12 protein-coding genes are annotated in these 13,539 nt (G+C 45.9%); 10 read left to right on the plus strand and 2 right to left on the minus strand.

What is annotated here, in order from left to right:
- The first annotated feature begins 98 nt into the window (after positions 1–98).
- From L0991_19375 to L0991_19385, 3 genes are all read left to right on the plus strand, one after another.
- Complete coding sequence (locus tag L0991_19375; GenBank protein ID XGB64191.1) at positions 99–989, plus strand: LysR family transcriptional regulator; 891 nt, start codon at positions 99–101, stop codon at positions 987–989.
- 8 nt (positions 990–997) lie between these two features.
- Complete coding sequence (locus L0991_19380; GenBank protein ID XGB64192.1) at positions 998–1,900, plus strand: LysR substrate-binding domain-containing protein; 903 nt, start codon at positions 998–1,000, stop codon at positions 1,898–1,900.
- A 61-nt stretch (positions 1,901–1,961) separates the two neighbouring features.
- The gene (locus L0991_19385) at positions 1,962–3,131 is read left to right on the plus strand and encodes an MFS transporter (protein XGB64193.1); all 1,170 of its coding nucleotides are present in this window, start codon (positions 1,962–1,964) and stop codon (positions 3,129–3,131) included.
- Between the two features lie 81 nt (positions 3,132–3,212).
- Here the strand turns inward: L0991_19385 and L0991_19390 are convergent, their stop codons facing one another.
- Both L0991_19390 and L0991_19395 read right to left on the minus strand, forming a co-directional pair.
- Complete coding sequence (locus tag L0991_19390) at positions 3,213–5,492, minus strand: patatin-like phospholipase family protein (protein ID XGB64194.1); 2,280 nt, start codon at positions 5,490–5,492, stop codon at positions 3,213–3,215.
- Positions 5,493–5,614: 122 nt separating this feature from the next.
- Positions 5,615–6,466, minus strand: a complete 852-nt coding sequence (locus L0991_19395; protein ID XGB64195.1) for a pirin family protein — start codon at positions 6,464–6,466, stop codon at positions 5,615–5,617.
- Positions 6,467–6,761: 295 nt separating this feature from the next.
- Here L0991_19395 and L0991_19400 point away from each other — a divergent pair, with 295 nt between their 5' ends.
- From L0991_19400 to L0991_19430, 7 genes are all read left to right on the plus strand, one after another.
- Positions 6,762–7,436 (plus strand): hypothetical protein, encoded by a 675-nt coding sequence (locus L0991_19400; GenBank protein ID XGB64196.1) that lies wholly within the window; start codon positions 6,762–6,764, stop codon positions 7,434–7,436.
- A gap of 66 nt (positions 7,437–7,502) precedes the next feature.
- The gene (locus L0991_19405; GenBank protein ID XGB64197.1) at positions 7,503–8,201 is read left to right on the plus strand and encodes an ABC transporter ATP-binding protein; all 699 of its coding nucleotides are present in this window, start codon (positions 7,503–7,505) and stop codon (positions 8,199–8,201) included.
- Positions 8,189–9,478 (plus strand): ABC transporter permease, encoded by a 1,290-nt coding sequence (locus L0991_19410; GenBank protein XGB64198.1) that lies wholly within the window; start codon positions 8,189–8,191, stop codon positions 9,476–9,478. Before L0991_19405 ends, L0991_19410 begins: the two co-directional genes overlap by 13 nt.
- Positions 9,471–10,253 (plus strand): outer membrane lipoprotein-sorting protein, encoded by a 783-nt coding sequence (locus L0991_19415; protein XGB64199.1) that lies wholly within the window; start codon positions 9,471–9,473, stop codon positions 10,251–10,253. The genes L0991_19410 and L0991_19415 overlap by 8 nt, the downstream gene beginning before the upstream one ends.
- 9 nt (positions 10,254–10,262) lie before the next feature.
- A complete protein-coding gene (locus L0991_19420; protein ID XGB64200.1) occupies positions 10,263–11,555 on the plus strand; it encodes a hypothetical protein in 1,293 nt (430 codons plus the stop codon).
- Complete coding sequence (locus L0991_19425; protein XGB64201.1) at positions 11,555–12,613, plus strand: histidine kinase; 1,059 nt, start codon at positions 11,555–11,557, stop codon at positions 12,611–12,613. Before L0991_19420 ends, L0991_19425 begins: the two co-directional genes overlap by 1 nt.
- A 50-nt stretch (positions 12,614–12,663) precedes the next feature.
- Positions 12,664–13,512 carry a response regulator transcription factor gene (locus tag L0991_19430; protein ID XGB64202.1) on the plus strand — a complete coding sequence of 283 codons (849 nt, stop codon included), beginning with the start codon at positions 12,664–12,666 and terminating at the stop codon, positions 13,510–13,512.
- Positions 13,513–13,539: the final 27 nt, after the last annotated feature.

Genomic DNA, 13,539 nt, shown 5'->3' on the forward strand with positions numbered 1-13,539 from the left:
GCCCTAAAATATTAGGGCACTTTTTGCTTTGTATTGCCTTTAAAATTGGGAAAGTAAGTCTATTATTTAATTGATTACCAATAATTATAGGAAAAGTAGTGGACTTAAACAGTTTAAAAGTTTTTACCGAGGTGGTGAATCAAGGCAGCTTTTCTGGTGCAGCTAAGTCGCTTCATATGCCTGTGTCTACTGTCAGTCGAAAAGTCAGTGAACTGGAAGAGTCGCTAGGCCAAAAGTTGTTGGAGCGCTCAACCCGTAATCTTAGGCTGACTGAATCGGGAGAAACGCTCTTCCAATACGCGCTACGTTCTGTCGAGGAAATGGAAGCAGGACTCATGGCACTTGAGGAGAGGCAAGATCAGGTTGAAGGTACTTTGCGCATTGCGTTACCTCCGAACTTTGAAGTAGCTTGGCAGGCTCTAGGTGAGTTTGTAGTAGCCCATCCAAAAGTTAAGCTTCAAACTTTGGCTATGACACGAGAAGTTGATCCTATCGCTGACCATATTGATGTGGTTATTCAATACCAAGCAAGCAACAACCCTTCAGTAATCAGTAGAAAAGTCGCGGCAATCACACCACTGTTAGTTGCATCAAAACGCTATATCGAAACGCATGGACAGCCAACTAGTCTTGATGATCTAGCGAAATTTCAATGCCTTGCGAGGGAAAATCCTGATGCAGATGCATACTGGACACTAAATGGGAAGAGAACTTACTTTCAGCCGTATCTAACAGCAAACGAATTTAGGCTTTTACGCTATCTCGTTAGCCAAGATTTGGGTATAGCACAGCTCCCACCTTATTTCTGCCAACAAGAAATAGAGTCTGGTCAATTTGTTCCTGTACTGTCAGAGTTTGCTCCTCCAAAAGTAGACGTTCATTTGGTTTACCCAAGTAGGAAGCATCTTTCTCGTGTTGTACGTGCGTTTATTGAATACTCAGTCGCATTTACCCAAGACGAGAATTCACAATATTGGAAAGCGGGGTAAGTAACGGTATGGACTACAATGCTGCGAAAATTTATGTGGCTGTGGTGAGTCAAGGAAGTTTCTCTGGAGCAGCCAAAGCGTTAAAAATGCCTGTATCGACAGTGAGCCGTAAAGTGAGTGAATTGGAAGAGTCGATGGAGTTACGGCTGCTTGAACGCTCGACCCGCCACTTGAGGCTCACCGAACCTGGTGAAGTATTTTATGAGTTTGCGGAGAGAAGCATCGCAGAGGCTGAGGCCGGGCTTCTCGCTCTAGATAAAAACCAACAAAACTTGGAAGGGACGTTACGCCTGTCGATAGTGACGAATTTTGAGCCCTTGTGGCCAATTTTAAGAGGCTTTCAAGAGCAATACCCCAACATCAATATCGAAGTTCGCAATTACCTTGGATCTGTTGATTTCGTCGCTGACGGTGTTGACGCGGCGGTAGTCACTGCCCCTGTAAGTAACCCTAATTATGTGGTGAGAGAAATAGGTAATGCAGATCGTGTGTTGGTGGCAACTCAAGAGTATCTAAACCGTCATGGTACTCCAACGCACCCTGATGAGCTCGTCGATCATAGCTGTTTATCGATCGGTAACGTAAACCAAGAGGTATCTTGGACATTCGGTGGTGTTGCTTATCCTATTACTCCCAAGTTTAAAGCTAATAATATTCGATTAGTGAAGTACTTTGCTTTGCAAAATATGGGTATCGCAAATATCCCACCAACAATGTGCCGAACTGAATTGGAAAATGGGCAATTAATTGAGCTTTTTAAGCCTGAAGACGGGAATAACATAACGTTCAAATTGGTTTATCCAAGTCGCAGGTTGCTCTCAAGTATCACGAGAACTTTTATTGATTACTTCCTTAAAAGTATTGAGAACAAAAAGACAACCGATTGGTACAGAACCGTAGATATGCCTTGATACTGCCCTTGCTAAGGGTGACTTACCAACTGAAAGATTGTAATTATTCTGAGGATGTTTAATGCCGAGTAGATTGGTCGTATATGGCTTTGTCATCAATTTGTTTATTGGAGTCGTTTATGCGTGGAGTGTGATTTCTCATCAGCTTACGAGTCAGCTTGGCTGGACGATTGCTGAGGCAAATGCACCTTTTGCTGCTCATGCATCATTAACGTCGGTGCTCTTTATTGTTTCTGGTGGCTTGCGAGACAGATACGGGGCCAGGTTAACGCTCTGTTCTGGCGTCGCTTTGTTCTCTTTAGGGCTGTTTTTATCCAGCTTCACATTAACGAGTTCTGAGTTGATGATATCGTTTAGTTTGATTTCTGGCGTGGGTAGCAGTTTATGTCTTTCCAGCATCATTCCTACGGTTTTGCTCTCAACTAAGCCGATAAAAAGGTCGAAAGCGAGCGGAGTGATTGTCTCGGGGTTCGCGCTTAGCCCTTTAATTTTCGCACCGTTATTGAACCTATTGTTTGCGAACTTCGGGTTCTATCACTCTTTAGAGTTGCTTGGTGTTATTACATTTGTTGTAACTTTTCCTATTGCTTGGAAGCTAACAGCCAATGCGAGACGAGTTCATACTGCTGTGATTAAGGCGACTGAATCGGATAGTCCCTTGTTAAAGACTCTGCAAACACGCTCTTACTATGCCATTTGGGTAGCTAAAGTTGCGATTATGGCGACGGCTTTCATGTTTATTGGTAATGTCATCAATATTGCCCATTCGTTCACGCCGATATCTAACCTTTTTTATCTCACGTCTTTGTTCGCTGTCTCGAACTTCTTCGGCAGAATATCGAGTGGCTTTGCGGTAGAGAAAATTGGGGAGTCAGCAACCATACTCACCTTACTTTTGATTCAAGCGATTAACCTTTTGCTATTTCTTAGCCATCAATCGCTTGTCATGTTTACGGTCGGAGTCGTGATTGCAGGTTACTCCTTCGGAGGAGCCTTTGGTTTACTACCCGCTCTGGTGGCGAATAAATTTGGACTAAAATATTATGGGTTAAACTGGGGAGCGACCAGTTTTGCCGCTGCGATGGGAAGCTATTTTGCTCACTTGACGGTTGATATGTCTCATCAGATTTATGGAGACTATACGTTGGCGTTTCTAGCGCTAGCTTCTTTAAACTTAGCGGCGTTTATATTCTTTAAATTCAATTTTAAAACAGCCTCGACGTCGGATTAACGCATTCGATTCTTTTATAACAAGCCCTCAAAGAGTTGCTTCTTTGAGGGCTTGTTCATTTCCACACCTGCTTCATTGAGATCATGGAAAAGGGGTTCCAATAATGAAGTACAAGGCGTCGTTTCCAGAATTGACGCGGCTGTATGAGAGCACGATAGTGCCTATTGGAGAATCCACACCAACAAAGGCAGCGCCACTTTTATACAAATCTACATCTTGCACTTTCAGGCTTGTGTCTTGCCATACTCCTCCTTTTTCAATACTTGCGCCCAAGTAAACGGGTGACTGAAAGAGTCCAAAGTCGTTCTCAAACCATTGATATCGATAGCTTAAACTTGAGTAGACTTTTTCTTTTCCCGCTAAGCTGTCACGGGGTAGCCCCGACAAGTTAAGGAAACCGCCAAGGCGAACCGGAGTAACGGCAATAGCATCGTCGTCGGTATCGATGAGTGCATACTCTAGTTTTGTATCTAAGGTGTGACGGCCAAAGCTCTCTACGATTCGGATGGTTGAATCGAGCTCTCGGGTGTTTGGTTGCTCCGATTGCGCTCCTGAAACTTGGTAGTCATCCTTGTATTGGTGGATGTCTACTTTGGCTAAAAAACCAGAACGAGGAAACGTTAAGTCATCTAAAGTATCAAATTGATAGCGGCCATATACACCATGTCGTTGGTAATCAACCTCACCTAATGAAGGCATTGGCGTAATAGACGTATCACCAGATTCAAAGCTATAACCGACACTAACCTCATGCCAGAGTGCGGCATTGAAGGTCAGTTCAAATTCGGTAATGAACGACTTCTTGTCGTAAGGGATAAAGTCATTGCTTCCTTGATTTACCGACTTCTCATCAGGGGAAAATAGGATATTACCTGTGTCTGAGAAGTAATGAAGGCCCGCTCCCCACGTCAGCTTATTCGCTAAGGTTAAAGGTTGGAGGTATTCAGCATCGACTCGTTTACTTGTACCCAAATCAACCCCCAACCAAGCTTCACCACCCTCTTTATTGATGCTAGTAAAATGGGTTACAGCACCAATAGAGTAGATACTATTTGCATTGAAATCTTCCTCAATGTGGATGCGAAAATCTAAGTAATTGGGGCCCCACGATTTCTCTTTGACATTGACGTGCAGCTTGGTTTTCCCTTCATTTCGCTCAATTTGGTACGTGACCAACTCGAAATTATCTAGGGAGTATAGGCTGTCAACTGCCGCTTCGACATCTTGCGCCGAATACACTTTTCCTTGCGACAAACCAAGCTGGTGGTAGAGCGTGTCGAGAGCGTAATGACTGCGATTTTGTATCTCAATTTCATGGATGAAAAAGGTATCGATTTCGAAGAGTTGTTCTCTACGTTGACGTTTATCATTTTGATATTTCTGATACTCCTCATCAGACACTGACAAGGCTATTAATTTATCCAACACTCTAGCCGTTGATTGGTAACCTTTCTCGAGAGCGAAAGGCATGGCCGAAAAGTCTGTGGTCTCTATGTGACCTACGTCCGGCTTAAGGTAGATATCTCTAACCGTTAGCGTGTTTATTTGGTTGTCAGTGCTGCGTTTTACCATGTGGATCGAGAGCTGATTGAGCATGTCGGCCATGCCATGGATATCGGCCTGATCTGAATAATTGCTGCTAACATCGATTGCAATAATGATGTCGGCTCCCATCCTTTTGGCTGCGACAATTGGCATGTTATTGGTGACGCCACCATCAACGTATTTTTGGCCATTGATTTCGAACGGAGGCAGTAAAGCTGGGATCGACATGCTTGCCATCATCGCATCTGGCAGGTACCCGCTATCTAAAACGTCCGCTTCCATGGTGTTGATGTTTGTCGCGACTGCTCGGTAAGGAATGGCTAGTTCATCGAAAGATTCTAGCTTGGTGATATTACCTGTAGTTTGGCGCAGCAGCTTAAGCATGCTTTGGCCTTGCAGCATGCCATTAGACGCTTGAATCGAAGTGCTGTGAATACCAAGATCAGTATGGACTTGATAGCGGTCGCCTTTTGACTTTGAACGGATGGAACGGTCACTTCGACTTATACGATCTGTATATCCTTGATTCCAATCTTGAGTCGTCAGGATGTTTTCAATATCGCTTGCTGAAAGCCCGGTAGCGTACAGCCCGCCAACATAAGCACCGATGCTGGTCCCCGTAATATAGTCGACAGGAATACGCAGCTCTTCAAGACGCTTTAACACACCAACGTGAGCCGCTCCTTTAGCTCCACCACCGGCAAGTACCACAGCAATGGTTTGACGTGTTTGGTTACTTAACTGGGAACGCTCTTGTGTCGCATTGGCGATGAGAGGAAAGATAAGCGCCAAAAGTAATGGAATAAAAGGTTTCATAACGGGCTCTGAAATAAAAGCCAGCAAAAATAGCTGGCTTTATGGAACATTGGTCAATGACATCGGTTATCTAAATCGAGTTAGTAACCGATTGTCAGATAAGGCTTATTTGAGGCTATTGCCTACGCATAGGTTTCAAAGAGACCTTGGTTGTAGTCATTGATTGCTTGGTTTATTTCATCCATGGAGTTCATAACGAAAGGCCCGTAGTGTACGACTGGCTCATCAATTGGCTGGCCTGCCAGCAGTAAAGCGCCTGAGTCTTGCAATGCGCTTACGCTGACGCTGTCCCCTTGGCTCAAAAAGCCGAGCTGCCCTTCTGAGATGGTTTTTCCACTGATTTCAATTGAACCTTGATAAACATAAATCATCGCGTTGAACGACTTGTCCAGTAAGGCTTCAAGCTGCTGATTGTCACTCGCTCGCCAGTCAATGATGTTGACTGGGACGCCTGTTTTATCCAGCGCACTGTCTACCGGTACACCATTGATAATGCTTTTTCCCGCTAGGATTCGTGCCGTACCTAGTTCTGGTAATTCAAGTTCTGTGACCATTTCAGGTTGAAAGTCAGCGTAGCGAGCTCGAGATGTTTTCTCGTGTGATGGTTGGTTTATCCAGATTTGAAAACCGTGCAGTTGGCCTTCATCCATCATTGGCATTTCGCTGTGGATGATCCCTTTTCCTGATGCCATCCATTGAGCACCACCACTACGTAGCTCACCGGAATTACCTAGGCTGTCTTGGTGTTGGAAGTGGCCTTTCAACATGTAGGAGAAGGTTTCAATGCCGCGGTGAGGATGTGGTGGGAAGCCGCCCACATAGTCTTGGTTCTCTTCTGATTGCAGTTCATCAATCATTAAAAACGGCGAGAATTTTTTAATGTTGAACCCTGAGATTCTTTGAATCTTAACGCCAGCCCCGTCGGAGGTTGGTCTAGCCGTTAAGGTGTGAAGTAATGTTCTTTGTTTGCTCATATCTCTTTCCCAACACCTTATCGAAGGTGGTTCATTAGTTCGTGAAGTCGACAGAAGTATATGGATGAGACGAAATTTTGATTAGAGGGGGAAAAAGCAAATGACTTTTCCATTATTGGGAAGGCTGCAGGATACTGCTGATAGGTTGCCGTATAAGATTTAGATGTTTTTGTTCCCCATTCACGCCTTCACTCAACCATTCACTCCGCATTATTGCCATTCGTCGCATTGATAAAACGGCGTGACAGTTTGTGGTTAACCTTTCAACGTCAACATTTGAAAGGGATTACACATCATGACTGCTTCACACACTTCAAACTCATTTACTGCTCTGTTTCGTCGTTCACTTTTAATTGGGTTAGCTTCAATCGCTCCAACGATGGCACTAGCTAACCCAAGTTCAGACGTGCTGGATATTTACAACCAAGCCGCGCAAGGCAATGAAGACTTAGTCGAGGTGGCGTATGAGCGCCTCAACGATACGCTGCAACAAGACGGTGCGACGCCACTGACTTTGGTTTATCTAGGCAGCACAGAAACCTTAATGGGGCGTGATGCGTTCTTACCTTGGAACAAAATGAAGTATGTCGAAAAGGGCTTATCGACCATAGATAAATCATTGGTGCTGCTTAAAGACGAAGACCAACCGATTCATGAACAACCTCGTGTTCAAGGGTTACCAGATTCTTACCTAACTCGTGCAATGGCCGCGGTGACCTACACCTCTCTACCTGACATGTTTAACCACTTTGATCGCGGCTACGACCTGTTCCTCTCGCTACTCGCGGAAGATGAATTTCAACAACAGCACTTCTCTGCAACCTCATGGATTTATCGTTACGCAATTACCGCATCGATTCGTGCTGAAGACCTAACGCAAGCACAAGCGTGGTTAAAACAGATGGAAATAGCCGATGCCGACAACATCGAAACGATGACTGCGAAGGCCCTAATAGCGAAAGCCAAGTAATAGTTACGAAAGCGAAATAAAGGGCATTGAAGCTAAACAGTTGGTTAGTAATCAGAGGAAAACGGGATGATTGAATTTAAAGGAATCAGCAAGTCGTATCTCACGGGTGGACAAAGTGTAGACGCACTCAAGGGAGTCGATGGTCAGATTAAACGCGGTGAAATGGTGGCACTGTGCGGCCCGTCGGGATCGGGAAAAAGCACACTGCTGAACATCCTAGGTTTGTTGGATATGGACTATCGAGGTGAGATAACTATTGATGGCAAAGCGTATCCAACAGAGCAGATTGCTGCTGCGCGTTTCCGTCGTCAGTCGCTGGGTTTTGTGTTTCAGCGCTTCAATCTGGTTCCTGTGATGACTGCGCTTGAGAACGTTGCTTACCCATTGATGTTGAACCAATGCGCGAAGCAAGAACAGCAGGCCAAAGCGCAAGATATGTTAGAGCGTGTTGGGTTAGGGGATTACATCCATCACCGACCAGACAACCTTTCAGGCGGTCAGCAGCAACGTGTCGCGATAGCCAGAGCACTGATCCACAAACCAAGCTTAATGATTGCTGATGAGCCGACCGCCAGCTTAGATAGCCACACAGCCAACCTTGTGATCGACATTATGAAAGAGCTCGGTCATGAGATGGGCACTACCTTTATCGTCGCAACGCATGACCCAAGAATGGCGCAGCGCTGTGACCGAGTGATTGAACTTATCGATGGGCAACTAACGTCACAAGCCGAAGCAATGGAGGTGATCTCATGGGCAAGTTAACGCAAGGCTTTAGCTCCGTTTTGATTCCAACCTCGGTGCGTTTGGCGTGGCTCAATCTATTGAGAAATGGCCGACGTAGTCTGCTTTCGGTGTTGATCATCGCGATTGCCGTGTTTGCGCTGACTAGTGCGGGCGGTTATGGACTTTACACCTACGAATCTTTGAGAGAATCAACCGCGCGCGATACGGGGCACCTTACTTTGAGCACGCCGGGTTACTTTGAACAAGACGAAGATATGCCGCTGAGCAATGGTTTAGATAATGTTCAAGCGCTCACCAAGAGCATTATTGGCGTCAGCGATGTACGTGGGGTGCAGCCAAGAGTTTACTTTAGCGGTTTGGTGTCTAACGGTAGCAAGTCGACCATCTTCATGGGAACCGGCGTTAATGAGCGAGAGTTTGACATGAAAGGACCTTTCCTTGATGTGCGCAGCGGTCAAACCCTCTCGGATGTGAAATCACCAAGATACGACAGCCAAGAGCCACAGGTGATGCTCGGAACCGACCTTGCTCGTAACCTCAAAGTGGCCGTTGGTGATTGGGTCACATTGCTTGCTACCACCAGTGACGGTGCATTGAATGCCTTTGATTTTAAGGTGCAGGGCATTTACTCGACTGGCGTACCTGAGCTGGATAAACGCCAGTTGTACGTACACATCACCACCGCACAAGAGCTTTTGGCGTCAGATAAAGTCAGCACCTTGTCGGTATTTCTTTTTGAAACTAACAAGACTTCGACGGTTCAACAACGCATCCAATTGGCTTTGGATAAGCAAGCTGGTCATCAAGGCTCAGGCATTGAGATTACCCCATGGCAAGATCGCGCGTTTTTCTACACCAAGGTTAAAGACCTTTACGACCGTATCTTCGGCATCATGGGCGCAGTCATGGCATTGGTGGTGTTCGTATCTTTGTTCAATACCATGACCATGTCAGTGACGGAGCGAACTCGTGAAATTGGCACTTTATCGGCACTCGGCAGTTACCCTTCTGAAATCGTGGCGGGTTTTCTAAAAGAGGCGGGCTTACTGGCGGTGATTGGCAGTGCGATAGGCGCACTAGTGAGCGGTTTAGTGTCGGTGTTATTGCTGGTGGTTGATGTGCAAATGCCACCACCTCCGGGAAGAACCGAAGGTTACCCACTCAATATTTACTTCTCATTGGAATTGGTTGGTTACGCCACTTTGGGTGTGCTGACGATCTGTTTGCTGGCTGCGTATTTCTCTGCTCGCAAAGGCGTAAATAAACCAATCACGGAGGCGCTAGTTTATGTATAAATTTACTCGTTCACTCACTGTTTTAGGTTGTGCGTTGGTTTTGGCTCTAGCATCGGCACCAAGTTGGGCTATCGATTCACAGCAAGTTACCGAGATGATTGCTAAGGCAGACAGCTACCGTTTGAACAGCGAACAGGCATCAAAAGTGGTATCTCTGGTCGCGCTATATCAAGACGAGCAACTAGACAAAACCCGTGAATACAACGTCTACACAAGACCAAACCGAGAGTCGCTGGTTGTGTTCAAGTCGGCGGTCGAGGCGGGTCAAAAGATGCTGATGATAGAAGACAACTATTGGTTACTGATGCCGAAATCGCGCCGTCCAATTCGTATCACCCCGATGCAAAAATTGCTTGGTGAAGCTTCGGTTGGTGATATCTCAACGCTGACTTGGAGCGAAGACTACCAAGGCGAGTGGGTTGCTGAACAATCGGTTGAGATGCCAAGTGGTGAGCAGCTTGATACCTACCACTTAAAACTCACGGCAAAAACTAAGGGCGCGAGTTATCAATCCATCGATCTGTGGTTAACGGCAGACCGAGCATTTCCAGTCAAAGCGGATCTGTATCTGCGTTCAGGTAAGTTAGCTAAGCAAGCGTGGTTTACTGAAGGCGTGCGAGATGGCTTGCCAAGTGTGGTGTCGATGACCCTACTCGATAAGATTCAACCAAGTAAGAAAACTGTGATTGAGTACCGCGAGGTAAGGGAACAAGCCTTGGCAGATAAATACTACAACCCTGCTTACTTATCTCGCAATAGCGTCTCTGGGCTTTAGGTGGGTGGCATGAGAGCTTTTAGTCGTCGATTCCACATCAAGCCTTTAATCGCTAGCTTGCTTGCATTGTCTTGTGTGAGTAACACGACTCAAGCGGACGATCTGAGCCTAGCGTGGGACTGGCAACTGAGTGCTGAGGCCGTTGAATCGAGAGAGTCGCCATTTAGCCCTTTCGAACCTGACAACCGTCAGTCACTCAATGGCTTGCTGGATCTTGAGGTTGGATATGGTAATTGGCTTGGGCTGTTTGCCGTAAAAGCCAATGACATTTTGAGTAATACTCCTCAAGACCAAGACGCGAGCTTTGAATCGGAATTCATTGTGCGTGAGTTGTTTTGGCAAGGTGGTGTTGAGGTGTCGAATTCAGTAATCGGAGATCATTACCTCGATGTCACGCTCGGCAAGGTTCGCCTAGATTGGGGCGTTGGTTATGGCTACCGACCTTTAGACATCATCAAGCCTTATCGACAAAACCCAGTGGGCATTGTCGCAGAAGAGGGCGCAGGTGTGGCTTCAGCGTCACTGTTCGATATGACGGGCGAATGGACACTACTTTACAGCGACTCATCATGGACTTCCCAGGACGTGAATCAGTTCGAAAAGCAGAATCAGCAACAAGGGTTCGGTTTACGGCGTTACAACTTAGTAGGCGATCACGAATATCAATGGGTCGCTTATTACGACGATGTACGCCACGGTTTGCTTGGAGCGAGCTTGGTGTCGGTATTGAACCTCGCATGGGAGTTTCACGGTTCGATGGTTTATCAGCGACAAAGTTTGGGCTACAGCCAGTCCAATTCACTGCATAAACCGGTTTATCTAGAAGAGCAGGGCGAGGCTTATCAAGCCTTAGTCGGACTGACATGGGCCAATGACACGGGTCACAATGTAGTACTGGAATACTGGTTTGATAGCCGCGCTTGGAGTGATAGTGAGTGGCAAAGCGCTTTAGAGAATGCGGAGTCTTTGTCTCTTAATCCCATGGCAATATCGTTGGCGGGCTCTTACGCTCAAGGCTATCAACACGCCAATTTGGTTCAACACAACCTCATGTTTCACTGGTCTTTGGACTCGACACATGGCTGGCTTGAAGATATCACGCCAACATTTGATGTCATGCTGTCTCCACAAGATGGTGGCTTTATTGCTACGCAGTGGCTCAATTATCAGGCTTTCGATAATGGCGATTCATCGTTGGAATTGGAACTTGCTGCACGATTTCTAGGCGGTAAAAGTGATTCTGCTTACGCCAACTTACCGGATAGTCATATGATTCTTTTAAATATCAAAGGACGATTTTAATGGACACTTCTTCAAATAGTCGCTTTTCATGGATTAAAAGCTTTGCGTTCACCACGCTATTTTGCGTTCTTATTGCAATTACAACCAATACGATTTGGGGAGGCGGTTTAACGCTTAATTTGGCTATCAGTTTCGGTTTTGGCTACAGCGCGGTTGGCTCTTCGTTTGTGTTGGTTAAGTGGTTTAAACGTGAATCTCGTGTATTTGAAGTCGGTGTTTCGATGCTCATTGCTATGGTGGTGGGTACCTTGAATGCACACTATTGGTTGAACGGCTTTTTCGGCTCTAACCTTTCCGATCTCAAGTCCGTGATGTTGCTTGGGGTGATCTTCTGTTCCGTTTGTTATTACTACTTCTACACAAGAGAGCAGCAGTTACGTGCCGACAATGAATTAGAGGTGGCGAAGCGTCGCCAAGCTGATCAAGAAAAGGTCGTGGTACTTAGCCAGTTAAAACAGCTGCAAAGCCAAATTGAGCCGCACTTTTTGTTCAACACTCTTGCGACCATCAATGTATTGATTGAGAGTGACAGCGCCAAAGCTAAGTTGATGCTTGAAAAATTGACTGATTTGTTGCGTGTTACTTTGAAAAATAGCCGTACCGAGCAGTCGACCATCGCGCAAGAGGTCGACTTGCTAGACGCTTATTTGAACATTCAGAAAATACGATTAGATGATCGTTTGACGTTCTCGATTGAAACCAACGACATCAGCGAACAACAAGTGATTCCACCTTTCTTGATTCAACCTTTGGTTGAGAATGCGTTAACACACGGAATTGAACCTAAGGCTACTGGTGGTGAAGTTAATATCCGAATTGTTCAACAAGACGACCAGATTAAAATTGAAGTATCAGACAGTGGTGTGGGGCTAACAGCACCGTCTATTGCTGCTGGTCATGGTGTTGGTTTGAGTAATATTCGTCAGCGTATTGATACCCTATACGGAGATAAGGCGAGCCTGACGATCACAGAGCAAGCGAATGGCGGCGTGGTGTCGACTATCTTGTTGCCGTTCATCAGCGAAACTAGCTCCGAGAATGCAGTTCTGAAACTCTAAGTACTGTTACGAAAACAGACGATTTACAGTGTGAATTTTAAGGAATAATAATGATCAACTCAGGACTAAAGCCCAGCGTGACGGCAATTATCGCAGACGATGAAGCACTGTTAAGGCATCACTTGGATAAGAGTCTTGCTGAGGTTTGGCCTGAGCTAGAGATTGTCAGCAAGGCAAAAAATGGGACAGAGGCTATGCAGAGCATTCAGCAGCTACAACCTGATGTTGCTTTTCTTGATATTCGCATGCCAGAGCTTGATGGTATTTCGCTAGCCAAACAATTGAACAAGCTTGCATCACCGCCGCTGGTGGTCTTTATTACGGCTTACGATGAGTATGCAGTTAAAGCTTTTGAGCACAATGCGATAGATTACCTACTCAAGCCAATCAATGAAGAGCGCCTGCTTGCTACCTGTCAGAAGGTTCAAGCGCGCTTATCAAGTAATCAAACACAGTCCGGTCACATGCCAGAACAACCCGACATTGCTGCACTCATGAGTCAACTTCAGCAACTGTCACAATCGGCGTCACAGCAAACGCAGCCTCCTTATTTGTCGCAGAAAAAGTATCTCACGTGGCTCAAAGCCAGCGTTGGCGAAGACATTCACCTGATCGCCGTTGATGATGTGGCGTATTTCAAAGCCGAAGATAAGTACGTATCGATATTCAAGAAAGGGCACGGTGGGCTATTAGAGGAGTTTATTCTTCGTGTATCTCTAAAGGAGTTACTCGCTCAACTTAATCCGGATGAGTTTTGGCAGATCCATCGTTCAGTGGTGGTGAAAGTGTCGGCTATTGATAAGGTCAAAAAAGGACTGTCCGGTCAGATGTCGGCGTATGTATCCGGTGACAAGTTGCCAATCAGCCGTGCCTCACAAGCTCTGTTTAAAGGCATGTAGAGGCGCTACTTAAAGATATGTAACGAT

It is taken from the genome of Vibrio chagasii, from assembly GCA_041879415.1.
Lineage (GTDB): Bacteria > Pseudomonadota > Gammaproteobacteria > Enterobacterales > Vibrionaceae > Vibrio.

Excerpts from the sequence above, each read along its gene's own strand:
- L0991_19405 (XGB64197.1), top strand. The coding sequence starts at position 7,503 with ATGATTGAATTTAAAGGAATCAGCAAGTCGTATCTCACGGGTGGACAA.
- L0991_19420 (XGB64200.1), top strand. The coding sequence starts at position 10,263 with ATGAGAGCTTTTAGTCGTCGATTCCACATCAAGCCTTTAATCGCTAGC.
- L0991_19400 (XGB64196.1), top strand. The coding sequence starts at position 6,762 with ATGACTGCTTCACACACTTCAAACTCATTTACTGCTCTGTTTCGTCGT.
- L0991_19380 (XGB64192.1), top strand. The coding sequence starts at position 998 with ATGGACTACAATGCTGCGAAAATTTATGTGGCTGTGGTGAGTCAAGGA.
- L0991_19395 (XGB64195.1), bottom strand. The coding sequence starts at position 6,466 with ATGAGCAAACAAAGAACATTACTTCACACCTTAACGGCTAGACCAACC.
- L0991_19415 (XGB64199.1), top strand. The coding sequence starts at position 9,471 with ATGTATAAATTTACTCGTTCACTCACTGTTTTAGGTTGTGCGTTGGTT.
- L0991_19430 (XGB64202.1), top strand. The coding sequence starts at position 12,664 with ATGATCAACTCAGGACTAAAGCCCAGCGTGACGGCAATTATCGCAGAC.
- L0991_19425 (XGB64201.1), top strand. The coding sequence starts at position 11,555 with ATGGACACTTCTTCAAATAGTCGCTTTTCATGGATTAAAAGCTTTGCG.
- L0991_19410 (XGB64198.1), top strand. The coding sequence starts at position 8,189 with ATGGGCAAGTTAACGCAAGGCTTTAGCTCCGTTTTGATTCCAACCTCG.
- L0991_19385 (XGB64193.1), top strand. The coding sequence starts at position 1,962 with ATGCCGAGTAGATTGGTCGTATATGGCTTTGTCATCAATTTGTTTATT.
- L0991_19390 (XGB64194.1), bottom strand. The coding sequence starts at position 5,492 with ATGAAACCTTTTATTCCATTACTTTTGGCGCTTATCTTTCCTCTCATC.